Here is a 24,391-nt window from a genome sequence, read left to right as displayed (position 1 = left end):
CGCGCAGAATTGCCAGCCGACAATATATTTTCACGTGTGGAACAGTTGGCGCGGGAGCAATTGGCACAGCAGGCGGCCACGGCAGGATTGCTGGAACCGCAGTTTCAAGTGGCCGTCGTGAAAAGCACGCGCCCCGTGCCGGCGTGCGCGGCGCCCGTCACGCTGGAAACGGCGGACAGCCGCTCGGCGCAGCGCATGCGCTTTGTCGCGGTGTGTCCTGGAAGCAACGGATGGCGCTATGAAATGCTGGCGCGCGGCAGTATCACGGCGCAAGTGGCCGTCACCAGCGCCCCCGTCACGGCGAATACGCCGCTGCAGGCGGGTGACGTGACGATGGCGCGGCGCGACGTGACGATGGTGCCGGACAGCATTTCTTCCTTGCCCGGCGCCGTTGGCCTGTCGAGCCGGCGCAGCTTGCGTACGGGCGAAGTGCTGCGGCAAGGGCAGCTGGCGTCGCCCGTGCTGGTCAAGCGGGGCAGTGCGGTGAATATCGTGGCGCGCAAGGAACAGGTGGAAGTGAGCATGGCCGGCGAAGCGATGGACCCGGGCGCGCTGGGCGAGCTGATCCGCGTGCGCAACGCCACCAGCGGCACGGTGATACGTGCCAGGGTGGTCGATGCGGGCGTGGTGGAACCGGCCGAACTTCCCGGCCGTTGAGGGAAACTTACTCGGCGGCGGCCGTGCGCTGCAGCCGTGTCGCCAGCTGAGTCAGCTTGGCGGCGTAGTTGGGATCGGTGGCATAGCCGCCGCGCGCCAGGCCTTGCGCGAAGGCGCCCGCATCGGCGCCCGTGTTCAGGGCGGCGCGGTAGCGCGGGTTGTCGAGCAACACCTGCGCATAGTCGCGGAAGGCGCTGGCCTGGTCCGGGTAGCTGCGGAAGCGCTCCGTTTTCTTCAGGGCCGTGCCGCTGCCCGCTTCGTATTCGGTGGTGACATTGCTGGCCACGTCGCCCTGCCATTTCCCGCCGGCCTTGATGCCGAACAAGTTATTCGTATCCGCGCCCGTGCCCTGGCGCAGCGGACGCTGGCCCCAGCCTGATTCCAGCGCCGCGTGGGCGGCAACGATTTCCGGCGCCACGCCCAGGCGCGCGCCCGTTTCCTGCGTCCATGGCTTGATCGAGGCGAGGAATTGCTGCTGCGTTTCACCGATATCGCCGCCCTGACTGATGGCGCCCAGCACATTCACGGGCTGGCTCTGCTCCAGGTAGGCGCGTCCTTGCGGGCTCAGGCTGGTGGCGTTGCCGCCGCCCTGTTCGATGAAGCGGGCTACTTCGCCCTGCACTTGCCGGAACACGCTGCCAAAGCTGCCGCCGGAGGCGGCGGATTCGGTGGCGCGCATATTGCTTTGCACGGCATGGGTCGCCGCCGTCGATGGCGTCGCCGCCGTGGCGCGGGTGGTCAGGAAATCAGCCTGGCGCATACGTATCTTCCTCGCCATGCAGCACGCGCTGCATGATGCTGTACTGCTCTGTTAATAAATCGCTGTTGCGGGCATTCAGGCGCTTGCATTCGAGCACCATCTGCTCGAGCGCGGCCCACTCAGCCTGGGCCTTGCTGCGCGCGTCTTCTTGCAACAACGCAAACAATTGTGCCATATCGCCTTGCGGGCCCAGCAGGGCAGTGACCAGGCTGACCCGTTGCCGGCGGCGCGCGTCGAGCGGTTCGACGGCGGCGATGACCTGGTCGGCCAGCGCCGTCAGCCGGGCGCTCTGGTGCTGCAGGGTGGCCTGGAATTGCTCTTCCAATAAGGTTTGCAGGGCGGCATAGCCGGCGCGGTCTTCCGTCATGCCTAGCAGCACGCGGCGCACGGCTTCCTGGCGCGTGATGCCCTTGCGCGGTGGGGTCACGATTCGCCGCCGTGGAAACGCTGGATCAAGCCTGCCAGCTTCGATGGATCGAACGGCAATTCGCCCTTGGCCAGCGCATCGCGCAGCATGGCTACGCGCTCGTGGTCGATCTCGGGCATGGCGCGCAGGGCGGCCATGGCCGGTTGCAGCACGGCCGATTGCAGTTCCGCCCCGGCCGACGAGCCGGCCATGGCGCCCGCGGCGCCCGCGTTCTCGGCGATCGCCTCGGCCGGCGCGACGGCGCTGCTGCGCACGGCGGCGCCGGTATTGCCGGAGGAGATTTTCATACGTTGTCCCTTGCCCTTAATTTGCATGCTCGTCCCGTTCCTTCTTTGCGGGCAGGCCCAGTTTGTCGCGCAGGCGCTGCAAGGTGCCCGAGTCCGGCTCACCCACCTGCAGCTCCTCGCCTTGCGGTTTTTGTCCGGCCATGCCGAACATGGCGGCGATGCTGTCGGCCTGGCCACGCGTCAATATTAACAGTTCGATGCGGCGGTTGATGCCGGCGCTGGCATTTTTCACGTCCAGCGGCGCGCGGTCGGCCATGCCCACCACTTGCAGCACGCTGTCCGGACTCATGCTGCCGATCAGCAATTGTGCGCGCGCCGACATGGCGCGGTTGGCCGACAGGGTCCAGTTCGAAAAGCCTTCATAGCCAGTATTAGCGTATTGCATCGAGTCCGTGTGGCCGACGATCAGCATCTGGTTGTCCATTTGCGCAAACACGGGACCCATCTGGCGCAACAGCTTGCGGAAACGGTCGGTCGGCACGGCGCTGCCGCGCACGAACATGCCTTGCTTGTCCGTATCGTGCAGCATGACGCGCAAGCCGTACGGCGTGATCACCGATTGCAGGTTGCTCTTCAATCCCGCTTCGTCGCTGAGCTTGTCGAGCGCGCGCGACAGGCTCAGCAAGTCTTCCGGCGACTGGTAGCTCACTTTCGTCTGGTTTTGCGGCGCTGCTCCGGCCTTGCCGTCCTGCGTCTGCTTGCCTTCCGTGCGCGTGTCGCCCGAGCCCTTGCGGGGCATGGGGAAGCGCTCGATGAGGCTGCCACGGGGACCGCCGCTCTGTTCCGGCATGACGCCCTGGCCTTCGCCCTGGCGGCTGCTGGCCGATGCATCCATCATGATTTCCTTCATCGCCTGCTGCTCGCGCGCGGCCATCAGCCACAGCACGAGGAACAGCGACAGCAGGGCCAGGCAAAAGTCGGCGAACGCTACTTTCCAGGCGCCGCCATGGCCATCGTCGTCGTGCTTGCGTCCGGCACGCTTGATGATGGCCTGTTCATGTTTCTCATGCGGCTTTAGCACGGCGGCCTCCCCGGCCTTGGCCTTGCTCTTGTTCGGCGCCGCCATCTTCCAGCGCATTGATCCAGCTTTCCAGCTGGGCGAAGCTCGGCTTGATGTTCAGTTGCACCAGGCGGCGGCCCGCATCGATGGCCAGCAGGGGCGGCTTGCCCGCCACGTGCGTCACCAGCACGACCTTCACGCATTCCATGGTCGAGCCTTCCTCGCCCACCAGCTGTTTCATCATGTTGCACATCGGATCGAGCACGCCGTAGCAAAAGAAGATGCCGATGAAGGTGCCGACCATGGCGGCGCCCACTTTTTCCGAGATCTCCGCCGCATCGGCGCCGTCGGCCACGGAATTCATGGCCATCACGATGCCCAGCACGGCGGCCAGAATACCGAAGCCGGGCATGGCTTCGGCGATCTTGTGCAGCGACTTCGACGGTTGCAGCAGTTCGTCGTGGATGGCTTCCAGTTCCTGTTCCAGCACGCCTTCGAGTTCATGCGCGTTGATCTTGCCCATCGCCATCAAACGGAAGTTGTCGACGATGAAGGCGAGCAGCTTCGGCTCTTCCAGCACCAGCGGATAGCGCTGGAACAGGGCGCTTTCGCGCGGCGCCTCGACGTGGGCGTCGAGCGCCTTCAGGCCGCCGGCGGCCGTTTGCAGCAGTTCATACATCAGCAGCAGCAACTGGCGCTGGAATTCCGAGCCTTGCTTCTTGTGCGTGACGATCTTGCGCATCTGGTGCAGCATTTCGCCGAGTACATGCTTGGGGTTGCCCAGCACCAGGGCGCCGACGGCGGCGCCGATGATGATGATCAGCTCGACCGGTTGCCAGATCGCGTGGACGGTGCCGCCCATCAGGGCGAAGCCTCCGAATACACACCCCATCACGATTAAGATACCGATAATTACCATGTCAACTGCCTTTCTGCGTCATTGTGCTGCGTCAATTTGATGGATAGTGCTGAAACTTATGCGTCTTGCAGCATGGCTTTCATCTTGCCCAGCGCCGTCTTGTTGAGCTGGCAGACGCGGGCGTCGCTCAGGTCCAGTACGGCGGCTATTTCTTTGTAGCTCAGTTCGAATTCGTAATACATCTGGATCACGCGCTGCTCGCGTTCGTCCAGCGCGCGCAGCGCTTGTTCCAGGCTGCGCCGCACCATCAATTGCTCTTCCGGGCTCGGTGCGCTGTCGGCCTGTCCCAGGCTTTCCTGCAGCACTTCGTCGAAACTGGCGATCAGCTCGGCGTTTTCCGCCAATTGATATTCCTGGAAGGCTTCCGGCGTCAACTTCAGGGCTGCCATGATTTCCGCTTCCTGCGGCTCGCGTCCCAGGCGCCGGGTCAGGGCGCGCACGCTGTCGCGCAGGCGGTGGCTTTCCTGGCGCACGGCGCGCGGGCGCCAGTCCTGGCGCCGCAGTTCATCGAGGATGGCGCCGCGGATGCGCAGACTGGCATAGCTGCCGAAAGACTGGTCCGGCACGCCGTAGCGGCGCAGGGCTTCGAGCAGGCCCATCAGGCCGATCTGTTCCATGTCGTCGCGGTCGATGGCGCCCGACACCTGCGAATTGAGCTGGCGCACGATGCGTTTCACCAGCGGGGAGTACGCCACCAGATGTTGTTGCTCTTCAGCAACGCTGAGCACGGCCGCGCAAGCGCTGGCGGCGGCATATTCGCCGGCGCCATACGCTTCCTGGTATTGCTCTACATAGGCCAAGGGATCTCCCACTAGGTCGGCTGGCGTGTTGGCTTATTCAATGATCAGCTTGCCGACCATGACTTCGGTGAACGGCTTTTCCATCTGTTCGCGCTCGTAGCTGACATTGAAGGCCTTGTTGATCTGCTCGGCATACTGTTCCACGGTCATGGTTTGCGCCTTGTCCAGCGGGAAACTCGACAGGGTGCTGACGGCGATCGAGCGCATCAGCGGCAAGTGATCCTTGGTCAGCTTTTCCTTTTCCTCGGTGGTGGCGATCACCAGGTCGGCCGACAGGTAATGCGTGTCGCCTTCGCCGGGGCCGCGGCGCAGCATCACGATGACCTTGTCCAGCGTGATGAACTTGCGCGCCTTCTTGCCCGTGGCGGGCGGCGGCGGGGCTTTCGCTTCGGCGGCATCGGCATGGCCGGCGACCGGCTTGGCCAGGTACCACATGGCGCCGCCAGCCGCGCCGGCGGCCAGCACGGCCACGCCGACAAAGCCGGCGATCAGTTTCATTTTCATATTCATCAGGCGCTCTCTCGCTCGTGCATGGCGTAAGTGGTGGCGGCAGTGCTGCCGTCGGACAGGGCGCGGCCCGGTTCGGCATCGTCCTGCTGGCGGCCCGGCTGACGCTGGCCGCGCGCATCGCCTTCGGCAAACGCCTGGGCGGCGGGGCTGCGCGGGGTGGCGCTGATATTCACGGCCACGTCGGTGTACTGGCGCTGCGCCAGGTCGCTGCGCATGTTTTCGCCGATGCCTTGCAGCTGGCGCAACACTTCCGAGTTCGATGCCGTGACGTTTACCTGCAGCGCGCCGGCCGTGTGGCGGATGGAAATTTCAATCCGGCCCAGCATGGGCGGCTCGAGGCGGATCGTCGCGTGTTCGCTGTTGCGGCCGATCTGCGTCTGCAGGCGTTCGCCCAGCGCTTCGCGCAGCGGTTCCTGCCACTGCTGGGCTGGACCGTTGAGTTTGATGGTGTCGCCGGCCGGGGCCGCCGTGGCGGTGTTGGCCACCGCGCCCGCCAGGCCCAGGTTGGGCGCGACCGGCGCCGCGGCGCCGCGTTCGCCTTCGCGCGCGGTGAACGCGGTGACGGCAGGGGCGGCGGCAGTCACCGGCGTGCTCTGCTGCAGCAGCGATTCGAACGGCTGCGCCGGCGCACTGCCTTTGGCGGCTGTCGCCGGATTGGCGGCGGCCAGCGGTTCGCGCGTGTCGCGGCCTGCCGCTTGCGGCGTTGCCGGCGCAGCCGCGTTCAGGGTGACCGCCGCCGGATGCAGGCTGATGTTGAGTGCCGGGTTCGCTTGAGCCACATTCGCCTGCGCTTGTGTCTGTGCCTGCGCGCTGGCGCGCGCTTCGGCCGCGGCCGCATCCGTTGGCGGCAGCATCGTCACCGGCAAGCCGATGACGGGGGCGGCCATGGCCGGCAGGCTGCCATCGGCCTGGCTCTCGGCATCGCCGTCCTTGGCGGGCGCGGGCGTGCCGGCGTCGGCCTTGTCCACGCCCGTCACGTCGAGCACCTGCGCAAACAGGGGCAGGGCGGCGGGGGCGGCGCCATTGCCGCCATAGCCTGGCGCGCCGGGCAAGGCGGCGGCCTGGGAAGGCGCTGGCGCCGGTGCTGGTGCAGGTGCGGCTGGGGCCGCCCGTGCCGGAGCGGCCGGCGCCGTGTTGAAGTTCATGATCATGCTTGATTCCCGTCCGAGTCGTATTCGCCGAGCGCGGCGTAGGCGACCCAACCTTCCTTATTTGCCTGTAATGCACCCAGGTGTAAGCCCAGGCGTTCTTTTTCCTCAGAGCAAATTTTAACCGCTTGCGCGTGAATTTTGCGCAATTGCAACAATTCTGTTTGTTCCAGCGCAGTCCATGCGCCACGTTCGGCCAGCAGCGGGATGTTTTTCGCCAGGCTGGCCGAGAGTTTTTCCATCGCCGCCCAGTCCGGCTCGGCAAGCGCCGCGCTCAATTGCCGGCTCAGCTGCTGCAGCGCGGCGCGCCTAGGCATTGTTGGCCTGGACGCCCACCCAGCCGCGCTTGATGGTGGTCATCAAGGTCGTCACTTCGTCGATCAGCGTCGGGTCGAGCTTGATGCCGGCCGTGTACAGGCGCGCCACGCAGTAGTCGTACAGGCGCGCCAGATTGACCACCACCTCGCCGCCATTGTCGAAATCGAGCGAGCTCGACAAACCATTGATGATTTGCGTGCACTTGTCCAGGCTGATCGCCTTCTGCTCGTAGCGCTTGCCCACGATATGCCGCGCGCGCGCGCCAGTTCTTCCAGCAGGCCGTCCGTCAGCACCAGTACCAGTTCGACCGGTGTGGCGCGGGCGGTCTGGGAGTCCAGGTTGACGGCGTGGTAGCTGCCGTAAGCTTCATTGTTCAACATTGTTATCTTCTCGCTATGTTAACTGTGGCGGCGCGGCTGGCACGTCCGCCTTAGGATTTGTCGTTACTGAACATGGCATCGAACATGTCGGAATTCCGCGTCATTTGTTCCTGCAATACTTGCAGGCGGGAATACTGATCCAGGAAACGGGTGTACGCCGTGTTGTACTGGTTGGTCAGACGCTCGCTGCTCTTGGCCAGGCTTTTCTGCAACTTGTCCGTCGCTGCCATGCGCTGGGTGATCTGGCCTTTGGTGACATTGCTCCACTGGCCCAGCACCTTGTCCAGGCCGCCGAGCACGCCGGCAGGGGCCGACAGGCTGTTGTTGCCGAACAGCTTGTCCAGGCCGCCTGGATTGTCCGCCAGCTTGGCCGTCAGCTTGGCCGTATTCAGGCTGATCGTACCGTCGCGCTGGGCGGTAATGCCGTACGCCACCAGCGATACGCCATCGACGTTCAGGCGCAAGGCATCGCCCATGCTGCTGCGCAGGGCGTTCAGGCCGGAGTCGTGGGCAAAGATGCCGGCGGCGATATTTTTCTCCGGATTGCCGGGGCTGGCCAGGCCATCCATCACGCTTTTCAGCTTGTTGTAGGCGTCGACGAAGGCTTGCACGTTGGCGATGGTGCCGGCACTGTCGGTGCCGACGGTCACGGTCAGGGGATTCTCGCCTGCCGTCATGGCCTTGGTGAACGTCATTTTCACGTCGGGCACGTTGGTAAACGTGTTCGATGCCTGGGTGATCTTGGTGCCGGTGCCCTGGGCACCCAGCCAGACGATGGCATCCTTGGGTGCCACGAGGCTTTTCATGTCGCTCTGCAGCGCCGTCTGCAGCGCCGGATCCGTCACGCTGCCGGTGTCGATCGAGACGGCATTGGCCACGCCCGTGAGATTCGACGTCAGCACCAGTTGCGCCTGGCTGCCGATATTGATGACGGAAGCGGTGACGCGCGCGTTATTCTTGCTGTTGCCATTGATGGCGGCGGCGAGCTCCTGTGGCGTCAGGTAGGCGTCGCCATCCTTGTTGGCGGCTGCCAGGTCGATGTCGAAGGCGTTGTCGGCCGTGACAGCGGCCAGCGGGTCGCCGATGCGGATGGTCATGTTGCCGCCGTTGGCGGGCGTGGTGCTGCTCAAGCCGCCATACGAAGTCTGGCTGGCCGTGGCCAGTTGTTCGACAAAGAACGCATAGCTGCCCGGCGCCGCCTTGATGCCGGCCGTGGCCGTGCCATACGCGGTATTGCTGAAGGTGGCGGACTGGCTCAGCACGGATTTGCTGGACGTCATGGTCGTCATCGCCAGCTGGAATGCCGAGATGGCCGATTTCAGGCTGCTCAGCGCGCTAGTGGTGTTGTTGGCCAGCGTGGTCTGAGCCGCCAGGGCTGCCTTTTGCGCCGCGACCGATTTGGTTGCCAGTTGTTCTGCTGTGACGAGCGGATCGTATCGTGGTGCGGTAATTGCGTTTGCCATGCCAGACTCCTGAATAAAGGGATATACCGGTACAAGGCGACCCCCATTCCCGTTTCGTGAAGTTTTCCTGAAAGAAACTTACACAAGCCTCATTTTACCTGCCCGCGGAACCAGAATTGCGTCGCCAGCTCGTCTTGTCGCTTGGCATCAACTCGGTGTTGCTCATTTGCAACATGCTTTTGTTTTTGCGTCAGCACCTGGTCCAGCACCTCGCGCTTGGCCCAGGCCGTATTCAGCGCGCGTTGCGAAACGGCCATGTTGGCTTCGTGCAAATGCAGGTCGGTACGGTGCTGGTCGGCCATCTGCATCACCGCCTGCTTGAAGTTGCCGCAATTGACGGACAGGGCCAGGGGCAGGGCGCCGCTGGGGCCGCTATCCGTGTACAGGCCCGTCAGGCGCTCCAGGTTCTTCTGGTAGCGCTCGCGCACGGCCGTCTGCGCCGCCATTTCGCTTTGCAGGCGTTCCACTTCGGTGCTGCGCAGGCCGACCAGGGTGGTCAGGTTGCGGATGGTATGCGCGTCGCTCACGTATGCTCCTAGGCCATGATCTGTTCAAGTTGTTCGATGCACGGTCCCATCGGCGCCTCTTCCTTCGTGCCCTGGCACAGGAAGGCTTCGATGGGCGCGTGCAGCTGCACGGCGCGGTCGGTGATCGGATCGGCGCCGGGCACGTAGGCGCCCAGCGGGATCAGGTCGCGCACGCGCGCATGGCGCGCCATCGACGCTTTCAGCGCGCGCGCCGCCTGCATGTGCCCGGGCGTGATCACCTGCGCCATGCAGCGGCTGATCGAGGCGGCGATGTCGATGGCGGGGTAGTGGCCCCGCTCGGCCAGTTCGCGCGTGAGCACGATGTGGCCGTCGAGAATCGCGCGCGCCGTGTCGACCACGGGGTCCTGCTGGTCGTCGCCTTCGGCCAGCACCGTGTAGATGGCGCTCATGCTGCCGTCAAGGTGGGCGCCGTTGCCGGCGCTTTCCACCAGTTGCGGCAGGTTCGAAAACACGGACGGCGGATAGCCGCGCGTGGCCGGCGGCTCGCCCAGGGCCAGCGCCACTTCGCGCAAGGCCATTGCATAGCGCGTGAGCGAGTCGACCAGCAGCAGCACGTGCTTGCCCTGGTCGCGGAAATGCGCGGCGATCGAATGGCACAGTTCGGTGGCCATGATGCGCATCAAGGGCGATTCGTCGGCCGGCGCGATCACCAGCACGGCCTTTTTCAAGCCTTCGGCACCGAGCGACTTTTCCACGAATTCGCGCACTTCGCGGCCCCGTTCCCCGATCAGACCGACGACGACGACGTCGGCCACCGTCTGGCGCGTGATCAGGCCCAGCAGCACGCTCTTGCCCACGCCGGAGCCGGCCATCAGGCCCACGCGCTGGCCCTTGCCCAAGGTCAGCATGCTGTTAATCGCCCGCACGCCCACGTCCAGCGGCTCGACGACCGGTTGTTTCTTCAGTGGATTGATTTTCGGCGGCGTCACTTCAGGACGTGTTCGCCGCCGAGGCGGCCCAGGTCGTCGATCGGCTCGCCCAGGCCGTTGACCATGCGGCCCAGCCACGAGGGGCCGATCTGCAGGCTGGCCTTGTCGGGCAGGGGCAGGACTCTGGCGCCCGTGGTCAGGCCCGTCGCCTTCTTGAACGGCATCAGGTAGGACAGTTTTTCGCGGAAACCGACGACTTGCGCATCGAGCCACTCGCCGCTCACAGTTTCAATCTGACAACGCTGGCCCGTGTGCAGGCGGCAGCCGGCGCTTTCCAGCAGCAGGCCGGAAGCGCCGACCAGGCGGCCGGTCGGTGTCGCGACCGGGATATCGCCGATCTCGAAGCTGCGCAGCGTGTCGGCGATCATGCAGGCGCGCCCTGGTCCGCGTGTTCGGCGGCCAGCGCCAGGTGGCTGCTGACCTGTTCCATGCAGGCCGACAGGCGCTGATGGCAGCCGGCGTCGACTTCATTGTCGCCCGCCTTGATGCGGCATTCGCCCGCGTCGAGGCGCGCGTCGGCGATCAGGTTCCAGCGCTTGGCGCGCTTCGGATCGAGTTCGCTGATGCGTTTCAATTCTTCCGGATTGAGGAAGACGTCGATTTCCTCGCGCGTAGGCGGCATCGACGCCAGGGTCTCGTCGACCAGGGCCAGCAATTGCACCGGCTGCAGCGCCAGTTCCGCGCGGATCACCTGGCGCGCCACCTTGGCCACCAGGTCGACCACTTCCTTGCGCTGCGCTTCGCGGTAATCGGCGCGCACTTTCTTCAGGTCGCGCAGGATGGCGTCGACGGGGCGGGCCAGGCGGTCCAGCGCCACCAGGGTTTCATTGCGGCCTTCTTCGCGGCCCTGCGCCATGCCATCGCTGCGCCCGGCGTCATAGCCGTCCTGCTGGCCTTGCACCAGGCCCACTTCGTAGCCGTCGCGCTGGCCCTGCTCGAAGCCTTCCGAGACGGATGCCTGCCACTGGCCGTCCGTGTCCTCGCTGGCGGCGCGCTGGCCGGCGGCGATGAATTGCGACAGGGGCGGGAAACGATACGAGCGGAAGTGTTTCATTCGATCACCGCTTCAGCAAACAACTGCACTTCGATCTCGCCCGCATCGGCGAGGCCCTTGACGGTGGCCATGATTTCCTGGCGCGTCTGTTCGATGCGCGACAGCGGCACGGGACCGGAACGGCGCATCATGTCTTCGAAGCTCTGTGCCTGGCGGCGCGGCATGGTCTTCAGCACGGCGTCGCGGATCGACGGTTCCGCGCCCTTCAGTGCAATGGCCCACTGTTCCATCGGCACGTCTTCCAGGATGCGCGTGAGCGTGACATCGCTCTGCGTGGCCAGGATCAGGAAGTCGTACATGCTCAGTTCGATTTCCGAGACGACGTCCGGGTCGTGCGCGCGCAGCAGTTCGACCAGCGCGGCGCGGTTGCCCGGCATGCGGTTGAGAATCTCGGCCGCCTGGCGGATGCCTTCGACGCTGGTGCTTTGCGTGTCGAGCGTGCCCAGGCAACGGCCCACCAGCTCGTCGAGCTCGACCAGCAGGTCGCGGTCGATCTCGTCCAGGCGCGCCAGGTTCAGCAAGACCAGGTCGCGGCCTTCGGCGGGCAGGGCGTCGAGGATCTGGCCGGCCAGCGCGGGCGGCAGGAAGGCCAGGAACACGGCTTGCATCTGCACGTGCTCGTTGACGATGTATTCGGCCAGCCACTTTGGCGAGGCCCACTGCAGGCGCGCCATTTTGGGACGGATGGCGTCACCGTAAATGTTGTTGAGCACGCTATTTGCGATATCGCTGCCCAGCGCCATGTCCAGCGAACGCTTCAGGTAGCTGCGCGAGGCGCCATGCACGCCGCTTTGCTGGCGGTAGTCGTCGAAGAAGGTCTGCATGGCCGTTTTCACGGATTCGACCTTGATGCCGCTCATGCGCGACATCACTTGCGTGACTTCCAGCAATTCTTCACGCGACAGGCAGCGCAGCACATTGGCGGCCTGTTCTTCGCCTATGCTCAGCAGCACGATAGCGGCCTGTTCCACGGGAGTCAGGCTGACGCTTTCGTACTCTGCGCCGTCGGAGGGATTATTGTTGTTGAGTTCGGCCATTTTTCTGCATCCATTGTTTGACGACTTCGGCGACACGCTCGGGTTCTTTTTCCGCCAGCACTTTCAGGTGGTCGACCATCACGTCGACCGCCGAGCCCGGTGGCGGCAAGTCATAATTTTCCAGCAGCGGCACCACCGGCATGCTGTTGCCGGCGGCGGCCTCGCCTTCGAGCGCCAGCGGGCTGCCATTTACGCCCAAGGCCGGCGCGCCGGCTGCGGCCACGCCATTGGCGCCGGCGGCGGCGCTGCTGCCGCCCAGTGCCAGGGCTGGATCGAGCTGTTTCAGTGGCGGCGGCGCCAGGCGCGAGGTCAGCAGGCGCAGCAGCGGACGCAGGATCAGGAAGTAGCCGAGCACGGCGCCCAGTGCGTACAGCAGCCAGCCGCTGAAATCGACGACGGTGTCGCGCTCTTCCCACCACTGCGCCACGGGCGGCTTGGCAGGGAAGGCCAGCGCCGTCAGGCTCAGGCTGTCGCCGCGCTGGGCGTTGATGCCCAGGCCGCTGTTGAGCATTTTTTCAATATTGCCCAGTTCGGCAGGGGTCCAGCCCGTTTTCGGATTCGGCGCGGCGGCACTGTTGAGAACGACGGCGACGCTGAGTTTTTCCAGGCGGCCGCGGCTGCGCTTGATCTGCGTGATGCTGCGGTCGTACGCGTACTGGCGCGTGGTGGCGTTCTTGCGGGCCGTGCCGTCGTCGGATGGCTTCGGTGCGCCATCGGCGGGCGCGGCGCCGGCGGCGTCGGCCGGTGCCGGCACGGCGGCCGCAGGCGGACGGTTCGACAGGCTGCCGGGAATGCCGGCCACGGTGCGGTTGCGTTCCTGCTCTTCGCGCATCGCTTCGCTCGTCACTTTCGGGGCTTCGCCGTATTTTTCCAGCGTTTCGTCCACGCGGTCGTTGTTCACGGCGGCCGTCACGCTGAGCTTGAAGTTGTCTTCGCCGATGACGGGGCCGAGCAAGCCCGTGACGTTGCGGCGGATTTCATCCTGGAAACGTTTCGCGCCTTCATTGCCGGCGGCCGACGCATCGAAACCGTCCGTCAGGTCGACGTGCGAGGACAGCAGGTTGCCGCCCTGGTCGACCAGGCTCACGCGCGTGGGCGCCAGGCTGGCGACGCTGCCGGCCACCATGTTGATGACGGCGGCGATCTGTTCCGGCGCCAGGGTGCGGCCCGGTTTCAGCGCCACCACCACGGAGGCGGACGATTTGTCGCCATCGCTGGCGACGAACGAGGTCGACTTGGCGATCGACAGATGGACGCGCGCCGAAGCGATCGCGTCCATCGTCATGATGCTTTGCGCCAGTTCGCCTTCCAGGCCGCGGCGGAAGCGCACGTCCTGCACGAATTGCGACACGCCCAGCGGATCATTCTTGTCCATCAGTTCCAGGCCGGCCGGCAGCTGCGCCGTCACGCCCTTCGAGGCGAGCAGCATGCGCACCTTGCCCAGCATGGCGTCGGGCACCAGCACCTGGCCGCTGTCCGGATGCAGGCGGTAGGGGATGTGCTCGGCGTCCAGCGTGGCCATCATGTCCGTCACGGCCACCTTTTCGCGCGCGCCAAACACCGGCTTGTAGTTGGCCTGGTCGCGCCAGGCATACATGGTCACCATGGCGGTGATGCCGATGGCCAGCACGACGATGGGAACCAGGTTTTTCAGCAGGGCGGGCGGGATGGCGGGCTGGGCGCCAGGGCGCCAGCGCGCAAATGCGGACTTCATGGTGGTAATCACTTGGGGTAACTTTCGCTGGGAGGCTGGGCGTGGATCAGGACGTGAAGATTACAGAGGCAGTTTGATGAGTTCGTCGACGGCGCCCATGACCTTGTTGCGCACTTGCATCAACATGGAGAAGGACAGGCTTGCTTCCTGGCTGGCCAGCATGGCGCCGACCATGTCGTCGCTCTTGCCGCTGTCGACGTCGCTCATTTTCTGCGCGGCCAGGCGGTCGTCGCCGTTGACCTTGCCGATGGCGTCTTGCATGCTTTGCGCAAAGGAGAAGCCCGATTGTTCCGGCGCGCCGAACTGGGCGGCGGGCGCGATGCTGGCGCCCAGGGCGCGCGCGTCATTGCTCAGTGCTGCCAGATCGGCCTTGATCAGACCTGCGAGTTCGTTGCTCATCTTGCCCTCTACTTTCAATATGCGGTGACGTATCAATAGAATTACTGGTGTTGCCAATCCGGCAGCAGTGCAATCATGCCATCCTGCCCGGCCCGGTCCACAAGGCCCATCAGTTTTATCAGTTGCCACACCATCCGCTGAAGCAGACTCGAACAAACTCAGCAAACCTGCGCCGACATGATTCACATGGCCATGACAACTAATATTTATCTGATAAAAGTTTCTTCTGGTGGCAATAACGGAATGGAAACTGCCATAAAAACCGGAATCAGGTAAGCGGAATGGCGCACTGCAAATCACTATTTTGTCGCTATAAGCTTACCTCGCGGCAACTATAAAGTAAAGAGTGGATTGGCTCAAGGAATATTGATACATGGCAATATTTAGCGTTTTCATGTATTGTTCAGCACCGTAGTCATCTACCATGCGATACGATGCGCAATCGTTTGCTTGCGGGCCTGCCGGCCAGGCCAAGATGATGCTGTATTTAATTTCGGGCGATCCGTATAATTTGTTCTGCCACCGCAATACCGACATGACCACTACATGACAATCATTACCAAGACAGATCAAACTGCGCGCCATCAAGTCCTCGATTCCTGTCTGCTTGGACGTCCTGTCCATTTGCTGCATGTATTCGGCGCCCAGTTGCGCGACGACCTGGCCGTGGCCCTGCGCCAGCCCATGAGCCGTCGCTATTGGGGCAATTTCCAGATCGATGCCGTGAGCTTGTCGCGCGTGGAGAACGAGGACGGCGCGAACCGCTGGCTGAGTTTTTCCGCGCCGGCCGGCCAGCCGGGCTTTGCGCTCGAGCGGCAGATACTCTTGAGCGTGCTGAACTATCGCTATGGTAGTGCCGGCGCCAAGGGGGCGCTGCCCGATCCGGCGCAGGTACGCGTGACGGCCACGGAGGAGCGCCTCGCTGTGGTGCTGGGACAACAGTTGGTGGGCAGCTTGTTTGCCCGCATCCACAAGAACCTGCAAACCCTGGGCAAGAGCAGCGACATCGACACCAGTGCCGAGGTTGCCGTGCAGTCGGGCGTGCATCCGGCGCGCGGCAGCTGGATCATCACGGTGGCGCTCAGCGACGTCGAGGCGGGGCAGAGCGGCCAGTTCTGGTTTTCGCTCGACAAGCGCCTGATGGCCGACGTGCTGCGCGGCCTGCTGCCCGAGCGCGCGCAAGCGAAGAAAGCCTTGCGCGGCAGCGTGCGCCCGCTCGCGTCGCGCCTGCAAGTGACCCTGGAAGGCCGGCTGGTCAGCAAGCAGATGCAGCTGGGCGCCTTGTTCGACTTGCGCGTGGGCGACGTGATTCCCGTCAGCCTCAGTCGTACCGACGTCATGCTGGACGACTCCCGTTTATTTACAGCGGCTGTTTCCGAACACAAGGGCAAGCTCTGTTTAACCTCATTTGAAGATGTCGAATAATATGAATATGACCGATACCAACCAGAGCGAAACCCTGCTGGAAGACCTGGGCGATGACATGATCATCGACCAGGGCGACGTCTCCGACGTGGCCAGCACCCGCGCGCGCCGCGACATTCCGCAGATGATGCGCAAGATTCCCGTCACCCTGACCCTGGAAGTGGGCTCGGCCCGCATTTCGCTGGAAGAGCTGATGGCGATCGGCCCGGAAAGCGTGATCGAACTCGATATGCTGGCCGGCGAACCGCTGGTGATCAAGGTCAACGGCACGCCGATCGGCCGCGCCGAAGTGGTGGTGGCCGGCGAGAACTATGGCCTCAAAGTCATCGATCTCGACGGCCTCAATCTCGACCTGATGACAGCATGAAGCTGGCGGTACCCGGTTTGAGCCGGCGCCGCGGCGCGCTGGCTGCCGCGCTGGCTGTTCCTCTTTTGATGCTGTGCTGCGGCGCCGCCGGCGCGCAGGACCTGCTGGCCGGCGTGGTGCCGGGCGCAAAGACCGACCTGTCGGTGAAGATGCAGATCCTCGTTGTCATGACCCTGCTCGGGCTGCTGCCCGTGATGGTCATGATGATGACCAGCTTTACCCGCTTCGTCATCGTGCTGTCCCTGCTGCGCCAGGCCCTGGGCCTGCAGCAGGGCTTGCCCAACCGCATTGTCACGGGCATCGCCCTGATCCTCACCTTGCTGGTCATGCGCCCCATCGGCGACCAGGTGTGGAAGGAAGCGTTCGTGCCGTACGACCGCGACCAGATCGGCATGCAGGAAGCCCTGAAGATCGCCGAAGTGCCGATTTCGCGCTTCATGCTGGCGCAGACGAGCAAGGCCGCGCTGGCGCAGATCGCCCACCTGGCCGGCGAACCGTCGAGCATGCGTCCGCAAGACCACAGCTTCACGGTCAAGCTGGCCGCGTTTGTCTTGTCCGAACTCAAGACGGCGTTCCAGATCGGCTGCATGCTGTTCATACCGTTCCTCATCATCGATCTGGTGGTGGCGTCCGTGCTGATGGCCATGGGTATGATGATGCTCTCGCCGCTGGTGATCTCGTTGCCGTTCAAGCTGCTGCTGTTCGTGCTGGTCGACGGCTGGACCCTGACCGTCAACACCTTGGTTACCAGCATACAGGGCTATTGAGCGATGTTTACCCTGAAGTCGCCGTCGACCTGATCATCGAAGCGCTGCATGTCGTGATGCTGCTGGTGGTCATCCTGGTCGTGCCGGGTTTGCTCATGGGCCTGCTGGTCGCGCTGGTGCAGGCGGCCACCTCGATCAATGAACAGACCATGAGTTTCCTGCCGCGCCTGCTGGTCACCTTGCTGGCCCTGATCCTGGCCGGACGCTGGATGGCCGGCTACCTGATGGATTATTGCGTGTCCATTTTTCAGCGCGCGGCCACCCTGGTCGGATAGCGCCGCGCGCCATGGATCAGATTTTCAATCAGGTGCTGCCGTTTCTGCTGGCCGTGTGGTGGCCGTTCTGCCGCATCCTGGCCATGCTCAGCGCCTCGCCCGTGATCGGCGACGCCATGGTGCCGGTGCCCGTGCGGGTGCTGCTGTCGCTGGTGCTGGCGATCCTGATGCTGCCCGTGATGCAGGCGTCGGGCATCTCGCAGGACTTGCTGAAGATCGATCCGTTTTCCCTGCACGCCGTCGTCGCCACCCTGGAGCAGGCCATCGTCGGCTTCGTCCTGGGCCTGGCCTTCCACTTCGCCATGTCCGTCATGTCGGTGCTCGGTTACCTCGTGTCGAGCCAGGTGGGCTTTTCCATGGCCGTCATGAACGACCCGCTCAACGGCACTTCGTCGGACGTGATCACGGGTTTGCTCACCATCATGTGCATGATCGTGTTTTTCGCCATCGACGGCCACCTCGTGCTGACGGGCGTGATCGGCGCCAGTTTCAAGGCCTGGCCAGTGGGGCAGGGCTACGGGCCGCTGCTGCTGCAGACGGTGGCGTACAACGTGGCGTGGATCTTCGCCGCGGCCATGCTGCTGGCCTTGCCCATCATCTTTTCCACCATGGTGGTGCAGCTGGGCTTTGGTTTCCTGAACCGCGTGGCGCCGTCGCTGAACCTGTTTTCGCTGGGTTTTTCCATGATCACCATGTTCGGCCTGCTGATGCTGATGCAGATCGTGCGCTTTATCCCGGAACACTATGTCGCCATGACGAACCGCGTGCTCGACATGATCGCCGAACAGATGCGGGTGGCCCATGGCGGATAGCAGCACGGGCGACAAGACAGAAAAGGCGTCAGCCCAGAAGCTGAAGAAATCGCGCCAGGAAGGGCAGGTGGTGCGTTCGCGCGACCTGTCGACGGCGCTGGGCATTTTGATCAGCATGAAGGTCTTCATCTACCTGCTGCCGGGCTATCTGGTCAGCTTTCGCGAGCTGTTCGCCATGGCCTTCATGCCGCTCGACAGCAAGGGCGCGCTGGACAATGCCATGTCGATGGCGTTTACCACCTCGGTGGGCTTGCTGATCAAGATGATCGTGCCGCTGTTTTGCGTGCCCCTGTTCGTCGTGCTCGGCTCACTGATCCCCGGCGGCTGGGTCGTCAGCACGAAGAACTGGATGCCGAAGATGGAGCGCCTGAGCCCGGCCAAGAACCTGGGCCGCCTGGTGTCGCCCAAGCATGGCTTTGAATTCGGCCTGTCCATCGCCAAGGCCGCCGTGCTGGGCATGGTGCTCGTGCACGTGAGCCGCTCCAGCCTGACGCAGTACGTGGATTTGCAACACCGGCCCCTGCAGCAAGCCATGCTCGACGGTTCCGCGCTGATGCTTGACGGCCTGATGGCGCTCATTTCCGTCTTCGTGCTGTTCGCCATCATCGACGTGCCGGCGCAGGCGTTTTTCTTTGCCCGCAACCAGCGCATGAGCAAGCAGGACGTCAAGGAAGAACACAAGAGCAGCGAAGGGCGGCCCGAAGTGCGCCAGCGCATCCGCCAGCTGCAGCAGCAGATCGGCCGGCGCAGCGTGCGCAAGACCGTGCCCGACGCCGACGTGGTGATCGTCAATCCCGAGCACTACGCCGTCGCGCTCAAGTATGACCAGGACCGCGCCGAGGCGCCGTTCGTCGTTGCCAAGGGCGTCGACGAGATGGCGCTGTATATCCGGCAAGTGGCGAAGGAACACCATATCGAAACGCTGGAGTTGCCGCCGCTGGCGCGCGCCATCTACAACACCAGCCAGGTGCAGCAGCAGATTCCCGTGCAGCTGTACCAGGCCGTGTCGCAGGTGCTGAACTACATCCTGCAATTGAAAGCATTCCGGTCCGGGCAGCGTGCTGCCCAGCCCGTATTACCCACCGAGATGGCCGTGCCATCTCATTTGAGCGAGGTCGTACCGCCATGAATTTCCTGAACCGGTTGGTTGCCGAAATGCGCCGCCACAAGTTCGCCACGCCGCTGTTCCTGCTGGTGATCCTGGCGATGATCATCCTGCCGCTGCCGCCCGTGCTGCTCGATATCCTGTTCACTTTCAATATCGTGCTGGCACTGATCGTCATCCTCGTCAGCGTGTCGGCCAAGCGGCCCCTCGATTTCTCCGTCTTCCCGACGGTGATCCTGGCCACCACCATGCTCAGGCTGACCCTCAACGTGGCGTCCACGCGCGTGGTGCTGCTGCACGGCCATACTGGCGCGGACGCGGCCGGTAAGGTGATCGAGGCCTTCGGTAACGTGGTGATCGGCGGTAACTTCGTCGTCGGTATCGTGGTCTTCGTGATCTTGATGATCATCAACTTCGCCGTCGTCACCAAGGGCGCCGAGCGTATTTCCGAGGTGTCGGCGCGCTTCACCCTCGATGCCTTGCCGGGCAAGCAGATGGCCATCGATGCCGACCTGAACGCCGGCCTGATCAACCAGGAAAAAGCCCAGATCCGCCGCAAGGACGTGGCCGCCGAAGCGGATTTCTACGGCGCCATGGACGGCGCGTCGAAGTTCGTGCGCGGCGATGCCGTCGCCAGTATCCTGATCCTGATCATCAACATGGTCGGCGGCGTGGCCATCGGTTCGCTGATGCACGATCTGTCGTTTGGCGATGCCTTCCGTCAATACGCGCTGCTGACCATCGGCGATGGCCTGGTGGCGCAGATCCCGGCGCTGCTGCTGTCGGCCGCGGCTGCCATCCTGGTGACCCGCATCAGCGATTCGGGCGACTTCGAACAGCAGGTGGCAGGCCAGGTACTGACCTCGCCAACGGTGATCTTCAGCGCGGCCGGCATGATGGTGGCGCTGGCCCTGATTCCGGGCATGCCGTGGTTCATGTTCATGACCTTCGCGGCCGTGCTGGCCTTCGTGGCCTGGCGATTGACCAAGCGCGTGAAGGGGCCGGACGCTGCCGGCATGGCGGCCATCGAGGCGGCCTTGCGCGACGACAAGCCGGCCGAACTGGAGTGGCAGCAACTGCCGGCCGTGCAGCCATTGATGGTGATGCTCGGCTATAAACTGGTCGGCATGGTGGATAAAACGCAAGGCGAGCCGCTGAACAAGCGCGTCAAGGGCGTGCGACAGAGTTTGTCCGAGGCGATGGGTTTGCTGCTGCCGAATATCGGCGTGCGCGACGACCTGGCCCTGAAACCGTCGCAATACGCGATCGTGCTGTCCGGCACCGTGGTGGCGCAGGCGGAAGTGCAGGCCGACCGGCTGATGGCGATCCCGTCGCCGAACGTGTATGGCCAGCTGGATGGCATTCCCGGCATCGAGCCGGCCTACGGCATGCCCGTCACGTGGATCGAACCGAGCGAAAAGGCGCATGCGCTGGGCCTGGGCTACCAGGTCATCGAGGCGCCCAGCGTGATCGCCACGCACTTGTCGAAGATGGTGCGCGAATACCTGCCGGAACTGTTCCGCCACGAAGACGTCTCGAACATGATGGAGCGCCTGACGGCCCTGTCGCCCAAGTTGGCCGGCGCGCTGGACAAGGCGCTGACGCACACGCAGCTGCTGCGCGTGTTCCGCGTCTTGCTGGCGGAAAACGTGTCCCTGAAGGATATCGTGCCCATCGCCACTACCTTGCTCGACAGTTCGGAAACCACCAAGGATCCTATCCTGCTGGCGGCCGAAGTGCGTTGCGCGCTGCGGCGCCAGATCGTCAGCGGCCTGTTTGGCCAGAAGATGGAAATGCAGGCGTTTAACCTGGGCGGCGAGCTGGAAAACATGCTGCTCGGCTCATTGAACCAGGCGCGCCAGTCGGGCAAGGTGACGCTCGATAACTATCCGATCGACCCGCACCTGCTGTCGCAGCTGCAAGTGAACATGCCGGTGGCGCGCGAGCAGATGAAGCAGCAGGCCACGCCGCCGCTGCTGCTGGTGCTGCCGCAGATCCGTCCGCTGCTGGCCCGCTACGCGCGCCTGTTCGCGCCGGGCCTGCATGTGCTGTCGTACAACGAAATCCCGGAAAACCGCGAAGTGAGCATCATCGGCACGGTGGGGTAAACGGCGGGGCAATAACAAAAACGGCGCTGCGGGCGCCGTTTTTTTGTGCTGTATCAATCCTGCTGTATCAATCCTGCTCGTCGATGGGCGGCAACAGGTCGTGCTCCTGGCCATCGGCCAGCAGCAGCACGGTGCCGCCTTGCGCCGCTTCTGCCTCGTCGCCATAGTCGTAGCCGAGCGGCGCCGCCACTTCCTTCGAGGCGGCGATGGTCTCTTCTTCTGCCGCCGCCGCAGGTGCTGCGGGCGCATCGGGATCGGCCGCCGCTTCCGCTTCCGGCTGCGTCAGCAGCAAGGCCACTTCGGCCATGGCGCGGAACAGGGGCAGCGACAGCGCAGCGGCACCCGCCTGCATCGGGTAATTGCCGTGCATGCGCTGCGCGTGCAGCTGGCGGTTCAGGCGGCAGCGCACGACGCGCAGGCCCGCGCGCCGCACGGCGCCGGCGATCTCGGGCAGGGCCAGGCGCAGGTGGCGCAGTGCCGCTTCCTCGTCGGCGGCCAGTTCCAGCAGCACGCCGTCGCCGGACGGCTCCATCTGGATCACGACCCGGCCGATGCCGATGATGATCAGCTCGACGCGCAGCGCCACCTTGCCGCGCCGCCTCGGCGTTGCCTCTTCGTCTTCATCGCTGGCCAGCACGCGCAGCAGCAGGCGCTGGCCGCCCCAGCCATACACGGCAAAGCGCCACGCTTCGCTGTCGACCGTCAGGGGCGGACGCGCGCCTTCGCGCAGCAGCGCCGGTTGCTGCTCGGCCATGAACAGGCTGCCCGGCACGTGCTGGCCGCGCGCCTGTTCCTGCAGGGCCGCATATTGCTCGCCATAGGTCTTGACCATCACGCGCCACGAGGCGGCCAGCTGCGCCGCGTCGGGCGGCTGCCACACCAGCTGGCGCGTGAAGAACAGCTGATTGACCTGCATGGCGCTGCTGTCGCGCGGCATGGCGCCGCCCGTGCCGTCGGCGTTGGGCTTGATGAGGGACGCCAGGCTGTCCTGGCCCTGCTGCTGCAGCTGGGCGGGCAGGGTGCCGGCGTCCGGTGCGGGTGCCATGTAGGGCCCGATCGGCACCAGCGGCTGGACCACGCCCGGCACCATCGGCGTCGCGGGGCTGACGTCGAAGCGCTGGGTAATCAGGGGCACGGGATTGCCCGATGCAATGCGGTCTATCGCCATGCCATTGCTTCCTGCTGATACCTATTCATCCGATCCGCCATCGCGTCCTGCCAGTCACTATTGTAGTAAAGAAAGAATCAGCTTGCTCATGCTCTGGCTTTGCTTGAGCATGGCCGTGCTCGCCTGCATCAGCATTTGCGCCGAGGTCATGTTGGCGCTTTCGGCCGCGTAGTCGACATCCATGATGCGGCCGATGGCGGTCTTGGTGTGGGTGATCATGTTGGACAGGTTATTGTAGACATGGCCGAGCCGGTTCGCCGTGGCGCCCAGCGCCGAGCGCACGCTGCCGACCTTGTCGACGGCCGCCGCCAGCAGGTCGATCATGCCGTTGGCGCTGCTGTTGCTGGCAAATTCGCTGCCGGGCGTGGCGCCTGGCGCGAAATTGGCCGAGATCGCCTGCAGCGCCGCATCCAGGCCGGCCATGTCGCCCGCCACGCTGAACTGCATGGTCTCGCTGCCGCTGGTGCCGATCTGGAACGTCATGGCTTGCGACAAGGTGCCGTTGCCGGCGCCGCCGTTGCCCAGCAATAAGGTGCCGCCGTAGCGGGTGTTCGTCATCACGTTGTACAGTTCGGCGCCCAGCGCATCGTATTCGCCCTGCATGGCGTCGCGGTCCTTCTGGTTCGACGAGGCGTCCGCTGCCTGGGTGGCCAGGTCTTTCATGCGCACCAGCATGCTGGTGACTTCGCCAAACGCGCCTTCGGCCGTCTGCAGCAGCGAGGTGCTGTTTTGCGTGTTGCGCATGGCCACCGCCATGCCGCTGGTCTGGGCGCTGAGCCTGGTGGCGATCTGCAAGCCGGCCGCGTCGTCCATGGCCGAGTTGATGCGAAAGCCTGTGGAGAGGCGCGTCATCGACGTCGACAGCAGCTGCTGGGCCCAGCCCATGGCCCGCTGGGCAGACAGTGCGGCGGTATTGGTATGAATGCTCAGCACGCGGCGGCTCCAGTGGATGATTGTTCGGTGTTCTGCCTTGTATAGGCGACTATGCCGGCAACATCGTTAAACGTGATGGCAATTTAGTTCAATTTGCCTGAATGCGTCGCGCTGCAGGCGAAAAAAGCCAGACCGGAGTCTGGCTTCGATAGGTTGGCCGCAAGCGGCCAAGTCCATATTATTGCAGCAGGGACATGACCATCGAGGACATGCTGTTGCTTTGTTTCAGCATCGCGGTGCCAGCTTGCAGCAGCATTTGCGACGACGTCATGTTCGAGCTTTCGGTCGCGAAGTCGGTGTCCATGATGCGGCCGGTAGCGGCTTTGGTGTTGGTGGCGATGTTCGACAGGTTGGTGTTGACGTGGTCCAGACGGTTGGCCGTCGCGCCCAGTGCCGAACGCACGGTGCTGACGCTGTCGATGGCGGTAGCCAGCAGGCCGATGGTGGCGTTGGCGGTGGCGGTCAGTTCCGTCGCGCCCGTCGATGCTGCCGACGAGAAGTTTTTGCTCAGGCCGGTCAGGGCTGCGTTCAGCGCGGTCAGGTTGCCCGATACGTCGAAGCTCATTTTTTCCGTCGAGCTGGCGCCGATCTGGAACGTCATCGACGTCGACAGCGTGCCGGAGGCGGCAGCCGCGCCGTCGCCCAGCAGCTTGGTGCCGCCGAACGTGGTGTTGGTCATGACGTTGTACAGTTCCTGGCCCAATGCATTGTATTCAGCTTGCATGGCGGTCTTGTCGGCGCCGGTCGACGAGGCGTCGGAAGCCTGGGTAGCCAGGTCTTTCATGCGTACCAGCATGTTGGTCACTTCGGCGAATGCGCCTTCAGCCGTTTGCAGCAGCGAGGTGCTGTTTTGCGTGTTGTTCATCGCAACGGTCATGCCGCTGGTTTGTGCTTTCAGACGGGTGGCGATCTGCAGGCCGGCAGCGTCGTCCATGGCCGAGTTGATGCGGAAGCCGGTGCTCAGGCGCGTCATCGAAGTCGACAGTTTGGATTGGGTATTCGAGATCGAATTTTGTGCCGACAGGGAGGCAGCGTTGGTGTGAAGGCTCAGCATGGTGTCATTCCTAATTGGGTGGTTACG

Annotated in this window: 27 protein-coding genes and 2 pseudogenes; 8 read left to right on the top strand and 21 right to left on the bottom strand. The window is 64.1% G+C overall.

Annotated features, from left to right (window positions below):
• Nucleotides 1-36 precede the first annotated feature (36 nt).
• A complete protein-coding gene (gene flgA / locus ACRHIG_RS21915) occupies nucleotides 37-657 on the top strand; it encodes a flagellar basal body P-ring formation chaperone FlgA (RefSeq protein ID WP_489627890.1) in 621 nt (206 codons plus the stop codon).
• A 7-nt stretch (nucleotides 658-664) separates the two neighbouring features.
• Here the strand turns inward: flgA and ACRHIG_RS21910 are convergent, their stop codons facing one another.
• The 18 genes and pseudogenes from ACRHIG_RS21910 to ACRHIG_RS21825 form a co-directional block, all read right to left on the bottom strand.
• On the bottom strand, nucleotides 665-1,417 hold the full coding sequence (locus ACRHIG_RS21910; RefSeq protein ID WP_489627889.1) for a glycoside hydrolase family 73 protein: 753 nt from the start codon (nucleotides 1,415-1,417) through the stop codon (nucleotides 665-667).
• Nucleotides 1,404-1,844 carry a flagellar export chaperone FlgN gene (flgN, locus tag ACRHIG_RS21905; RefSeq protein ID WP_489627888.1) on the bottom strand — a complete coding sequence of 147 codons (441 nt, stop codon included), beginning with the start codon at nucleotides 1,842-1,844 and terminating at the stop codon, nucleotides 1,404-1,406. Before flgN ends, ACRHIG_RS21910 begins: the two co-directional genes overlap by 14 nt.
• Nucleotides 1,841-2,131, bottom strand: a complete 291-nt coding sequence (gene flgM, locus ACRHIG_RS21900; RefSeq protein WP_100872639.1) for a flagellar biosynthesis anti-sigma factor FlgM — start codon at nucleotides 2,129-2,131, stop codon at nucleotides 1,841-1,843. Before flgM ends, flgN begins: the two co-directional genes overlap by 4 nt.
• Before the next feature lie 16 nt (nucleotides 2,132-2,147).
• Nucleotides 2,148-3,152 carry a flagellar motor protein MotB gene (locus tag ACRHIG_RS21895; RefSeq protein WP_489627887.1) on the bottom strand — a complete coding sequence of 335 codons (1,005 nt, stop codon included), beginning with the start codon at nucleotides 3,150-3,152 and terminating at the stop codon, nucleotides 2,148-2,150.
• On the bottom strand, nucleotides 3,136-4,050 hold the full coding sequence (motA, locus tag ACRHIG_RS21890; RefSeq protein WP_034757817.1) for a flagellar motor stator protein MotA: 915 nt from the start codon (nucleotides 4,048-4,050) through the stop codon (nucleotides 3,136-3,138). Before motA ends, ACRHIG_RS21895 begins: the two co-directional genes overlap by 17 nt.
• Nucleotides 4,051-4,106: 56 nt before the next feature.
• Nucleotides 4,107-4,850, bottom strand: a complete 744-nt coding sequence (locus ACRHIG_RS21885; RefSeq protein WP_326456117.1) for a FliA/WhiG family RNA polymerase sigma factor — start codon at nucleotides 4,848-4,850, stop codon at nucleotides 4,107-4,109.
• A 33-nt stretch (nucleotides 4,851-4,883) separates the two neighbouring features.
• Nucleotides 4,884-5,360 (bottom strand): flagellar basal body-associated FliL family protein, encoded by a 477-nt coding sequence (locus ACRHIG_RS21880; RefSeq protein ID WP_489627886.1) that lies wholly within the window; start codon nucleotides 5,358-5,360, stop codon nucleotides 4,884-4,886.
• Entirely contained in the window at nucleotides 5,360-6,511 is a 1,152-nt protein-coding gene (locus tag ACRHIG_RS21875) for a flagellar hook-length control protein FliK (RefSeq protein ID WP_489627885.1), read from the bottom strand. Before ACRHIG_RS21875 ends, ACRHIG_RS21880 begins: the two co-directional genes overlap by 1 nt.
• The gene (locus ACRHIG_RS21870) at nucleotides 6,508-6,825 is read right to left on the bottom strand and encodes a hypothetical protein (protein ID WP_475415836.1); all 318 of its coding nucleotides are present in this window, start codon (nucleotides 6,823-6,825) and stop codon (nucleotides 6,508-6,510) included. Before ACRHIG_RS21870 ends, ACRHIG_RS21875 begins: the two co-directional genes overlap by 4 nt.
• Nucleotides 6,818-7,206 (bottom strand): annotated as a pseudogene (gene fliS, locus ACRHIG_RS21865) (flagellar export chaperone FliS). Before fliS ends, ACRHIG_RS21870 begins: the two are co-directional and overlap by 8 nt.
• Nucleotides 7,207-7,256: 50 nt before the next feature.
• The gene (gene fliD, locus ACRHIG_RS21860; RefSeq protein WP_475415837.1) at nucleotides 7,257-8,669 is read right to left on the bottom strand and encodes a flagellar filament capping protein FliD; all 1,413 of its coding nucleotides are present in this window, start codon (nucleotides 8,667-8,669) and stop codon (nucleotides 7,257-7,259) included.
• A gap of 89 nt (nucleotides 8,670-8,758) precedes the next feature.
• A complete protein-coding gene (locus ACRHIG_RS21855) occupies nucleotides 8,759-9,196 on the bottom strand; it encodes a flagellar export protein FliJ (RefSeq protein WP_489627884.1) in 438 nt (145 codons plus the stop codon).
• A gap of 8 nt (nucleotides 9,197-9,204) precedes the next feature.
• Nucleotides 9,205-10,514 (bottom strand): annotated as a pseudogene (fliI, locus tag ACRHIG_RS21850) (flagellar protein export ATPase FliI).
• Nucleotides 10,511-11,200 (bottom strand): flagellar assembly protein FliH, encoded by a 690-nt coding sequence (gene fliH, locus ACRHIG_RS21845; RefSeq protein ID WP_076569647.1) that lies wholly within the window; start codon nucleotides 11,198-11,200, stop codon nucleotides 10,511-10,513. The pseudogene fliI and the gene fliH overlap by 4 nt, the downstream one beginning before the upstream one ends.
• Complete coding sequence (locus ACRHIG_RS21840; protein ID WP_475415839.1) at nucleotides 11,197-12,237, bottom strand: flagellar motor switch protein FliG; 1,041 nt, start codon at nucleotides 12,235-12,237, stop codon at nucleotides 11,197-11,199. Before ACRHIG_RS21840 ends, fliH begins: the two co-directional genes overlap by 4 nt.
• A complete protein-coding gene (fliF, locus tag ACRHIG_RS21835) occupies nucleotides 12,215-13,951 on the bottom strand; it encodes a flagellar basal-body MS-ring/collar protein FliF (RefSeq protein ID WP_489627883.1) in 1,737 nt (578 codons plus the stop codon). The genes ACRHIG_RS21840 and fliF overlap by 23 nt, the downstream gene beginning before the upstream one ends.
• Before the next feature lie 60 nt (nucleotides 13,952-14,011).
• Nucleotides 14,012-14,350 carry a flagellar hook-basal body complex protein FliE gene (fliE, locus tag ACRHIG_RS21830; RefSeq protein WP_152252600.1) on the bottom strand — a complete coding sequence of 113 codons (339 nt, stop codon included), beginning with the start codon at nucleotides 14,348-14,350 and terminating at the stop codon, nucleotides 14,012-14,014.
• A gap of 318 nt (nucleotides 14,351-14,668) precedes the next feature.
• Nucleotides 14,669-14,983, bottom strand: coding sequence for a hypothetical protein (locus ACRHIG_RS21825; RefSeq protein ID WP_489627882.1), 315 nt, complete (start codon nucleotides 14,981-14,983; stop codon nucleotides 14,669-14,671).
• Here ACRHIG_RS21825 and ACRHIG_RS21820 point away from each other — a divergent pair.
• From ACRHIG_RS21820 to ACRHIG_RS21790, 7 genes are read left to right on the top strand one after another with little or no spacing between them, the layout of a single operon-like run.
• Nucleotides 14,975-15,775, top strand: coding sequence for a FliM/FliN family flagellar motor switch protein (locus ACRHIG_RS21820; RefSeq protein ID WP_489627881.1), 801 nt, complete (start codon nucleotides 14,975-14,977; stop codon nucleotides 15,773-15,775). The two genes, ACRHIG_RS21825 and ACRHIG_RS21820, sit on opposite strands and share 9 nt — an antisense overlap.
• A gap of 1 nt (nucleotide 15,776) precedes the next feature.
• Nucleotides 15,777-16,142 (top strand): FliM/FliN family flagellar motor switch protein, encoded by a 366-nt coding sequence (locus tag ACRHIG_RS21815; protein ID WP_046684914.1) that lies wholly within the window; start codon nucleotides 15,777-15,779, stop codon nucleotides 16,140-16,142.
• Entirely contained in the window at nucleotides 16,139-16,909 is a 771-nt protein-coding gene (gene fliP, locus ACRHIG_RS21810) for a flagellar type III secretion system pore protein FliP (protein WP_475415842.1), read from the top strand. Before ACRHIG_RS21815 ends, fliP begins: the two co-directional genes overlap by 4 nt.
• A complete protein-coding gene (locus ACRHIG_RS21805) occupies nucleotides 16,906-17,184 on the top strand; it encodes a flagellar biosynthetic protein FliQ (RefSeq protein ID WP_489627880.1) in 279 nt (92 codons plus the stop codon). The genes fliP and ACRHIG_RS21805 overlap by 4 nt, the downstream gene beginning before the upstream one ends.
• An 11-nt stretch (nucleotides 17,185-17,195) precedes the next feature.
• Nucleotides 17,196-17,996 carry a flagellar biosynthetic protein FliR gene (locus ACRHIG_RS21800; RefSeq protein WP_489627879.1) on the top strand — a complete coding sequence of 267 codons (801 nt, stop codon included), beginning with the start codon at nucleotides 17,196-17,198 and terminating at the stop codon, nucleotides 17,994-17,996.
• Nucleotides 17,986-19,125, top strand: coding sequence for an EscU/YscU/HrcU family type III secretion system export apparatus switch protein (locus tag ACRHIG_RS21795; RefSeq protein WP_489627878.1), 1,140 nt, complete (start codon nucleotides 17,986-17,988; stop codon nucleotides 19,123-19,125). The genes ACRHIG_RS21800 and ACRHIG_RS21795 overlap by 11 nt, the downstream gene beginning before the upstream one ends.
• Nucleotides 19,122-21,209 carry a flagellar biosynthesis protein FlhA gene (locus ACRHIG_RS21790; protein ID WP_326457476.1) on the top strand — a complete coding sequence of 696 codons (2,088 nt, stop codon included), beginning with the start codon at nucleotides 19,122-19,124 and terminating at the stop codon, nucleotides 21,207-21,209. The genes ACRHIG_RS21795 and ACRHIG_RS21790 overlap by 4 nt, the downstream gene beginning before the upstream one ends.
• Before the next feature lie 67 nt (nucleotides 21,210-21,276).
• Here the strand turns inward: ACRHIG_RS21790 and ACRHIG_RS21785 are convergent, their stop codons facing one another.
• The 3 genes from ACRHIG_RS21785 to ACRHIG_RS21775 form a co-directional block, all read right to left on the bottom strand.
• Nucleotides 21,277-22,377 carry a hypothetical protein gene (locus ACRHIG_RS21785; protein ID WP_489627877.1) on the bottom strand — a complete coding sequence of 367 codons (1,101 nt, stop codon included), beginning with the start codon at nucleotides 22,375-22,377 and terminating at the stop codon, nucleotides 21,277-21,279.
• 57 nt (nucleotides 22,378-22,434) lie between these two features.
• A complete protein-coding gene (locus tag ACRHIG_RS21780; protein WP_489627876.1) occupies nucleotides 22,435-23,310 on the bottom strand; it encodes a flagellin N-terminal helical domain-containing protein in 876 nt (291 codons plus the stop codon).
• 178 nt (nucleotides 23,311-23,488) lie between these two features.
• Nucleotides 23,489-24,364 (bottom strand): flagellin N-terminal helical domain-containing protein, encoded by an 876-nt coding sequence (locus ACRHIG_RS21775; RefSeq protein ID WP_070303092.1) that lies wholly within the window; start codon nucleotides 24,362-24,364, stop codon nucleotides 23,489-23,491.
• Nucleotides 24,365-24,391 lie beyond the last annotated feature (27 nt).

This window comes from Janthinobacterium sp. C22, assembly GCF_057919405.1.
The sequence above is the reverse complement of the archived record's forward strand: the minus strand, read 5'-3'. Positions and strand labels throughout refer to the sequence as shown.

Coding starts and splice junctions, on each gene's coding strand:
- fliE (WP_152252600.1), bottom strand. CDS start 14,350: ATGAGCAACGAACTCGCAGGTCTGATCAAGGCCGATCTGGCAGCACTG.
- ACRHIG_RS21785 (WP_489627877.1), bottom strand. CDS start 22,377: ATGGCGATAGACCGCATTGCATCGGGCAATCCCGTGCCCCTGATTACC.
- ACRHIG_RS21880 (WP_489627886.1), bottom strand. CDS start 5,360: ATGAATATGAAAATGAAACTGATCGCCGGCTTTGTCGGCGTGGCCGTG.
- fliP (WP_475415842.1), top strand. CDS start 16,139: ATGAAGCTGGCGGTACCCGGTTTGAGCCGGCGCCGCGGCGCGCTGGCT.
- fliH (WP_076569647.1), bottom strand. CDS start 11,200: ATGAAACACTTCCGCTCGTATCGTTTCCCGCCCCTGTCGCAATTCATC.
- ACRHIG_RS21790 (WP_326457476.1), top strand. CDS start 19,122: ATGAATTTCCTGAACCGGTTGGTTGCCGAAATGCGCCGCCACAAGTTC.
- ACRHIG_RS21800 (WP_489627879.1), top strand. CDS start 17,196: ATGGATCAGATTTTCAATCAGGTGCTGCCGTTTCTGCTGGCCGTGTGG.
- ACRHIG_RS21910 (WP_489627889.1), bottom strand. CDS start 1,417: ATGCGCCAGGCTGATTTCCTGACCACCCGCGCCACGGCGGCGACGCCA.
- ACRHIG_RS21840 (WP_475415839.1), bottom strand. CDS start 12,237: ATGGCCGAACTCAACAACAATAATCCCTCCGACGGCGCAGAGTACGAA.
- fliD (WP_475415837.1), bottom strand. CDS start 8,669: ATGGCAAACGCAATTACCGCACCACGATACGATCCGCTCGTCACAGCA.
- ACRHIG_RS21825 (WP_489627882.1), bottom strand. CDS start 14,983: ATGCAGCAAATGGACAGGACGTCCAAGCAGACAGGAATCGAGGACTTG.
- flgM (WP_100872639.1), bottom strand. CDS start 2,131: ATGAAAATCTCCTCCGGCAATACCGGCGCCGCCGTGCGCAGCAGCGCC.
- ACRHIG_RS21870 (WP_475415836.1), bottom strand. CDS start 6,825: ATGCCTAGGCGCGCCGCGCTGCAGCAGCTGAGCCGGCAATTGAGCGCG.
- fliF (WP_489627883.1), bottom strand. CDS start 13,951: ATGAAGTCCGCATTTGCGCGCTGGCGCCCTGGCGCCCAGCCCGCCATC.
- motA (WP_034757817.1), bottom strand. CDS start 4,050: ATGGTAATTATCGGTATCTTAATCGTGATGGGGTGTGTATTCGGAGGC.
- ACRHIG_RS21795 (WP_489627878.1), top strand. CDS start 17,986: ATGGCGGATAGCAGCACGGGCGACAAGACAGAAAAGGCGTCAGCCCAG.
- ACRHIG_RS21875 (WP_489627885.1), bottom strand. CDS start 6,511: ATGATCATGAACTTCAACACGGCGCCGGCCGCTCCGGCACGGGCGGCC.
- ACRHIG_RS21775 (WP_070303092.1), bottom strand. CDS start 24,364: ATGCTGAGCCTTCACACCAACGCTGCCTCCCTGTCGGCACAAAATTCG.
- ACRHIG_RS21815 (WP_046684914.1), top strand. CDS start 15,777: ATGAATATGACCGATACCAACCAGAGCGAAACCCTGCTGGAAGACCTG.